At 37.0% G+C, this 311-nt stretch carries 1 rRNA gene; it reads left to right on the top strand.

The features are described from left to right. A 5S ribosomal RNA gene (gene rrf / locus GCQ56_RS20210) occupies positions 1-82 on the top strand; the annotation flags it as partial. Positions 83-311: the final 229 nt, after the last annotated feature.

Below are 311 nucleotides of genomic sequence, written 5' to 3'. Positions count from 1 at the left end.
TCTTCCCATTCCGAACAGAGAAGTTAAGCCCGTTAGCGCCGATGGTACTGCAGAAATGTGGGAGAGTAGGTCGACGCCAACCTTTAAAAAGAGTCTTATTCCAAATGGAGTAAGACTCTTTTTTATACTTAAAGTGTGAGCACATGCTTCAAGTAGAGTTAAAATCTTCAAGAAGAATTTGCTCAAAAAAAAGTTCAAAAAAGTTTTGCAATTGTAGATGTATTTTATTTATCTTTGCAGCCGCTCTTCTAGCGAGGGGAGTTTGAAAAAAGTGAAATTCTGGGGTGATGATTTAGGTTTTGAGTTTAAAA

Source organism: Marinifilum sp. N1E240 (assembly GCF_009295825.1).
Classification (GTDB): Bacteria; Bacteroidota; Bacteroidia; order Bacteroidales; family Marinifilaceae; genus Marinifilum_A; species Marinifilum_A sediminis.
This window is presented reverse-complemented; position numbering and strand designations above follow the sequence as displayed.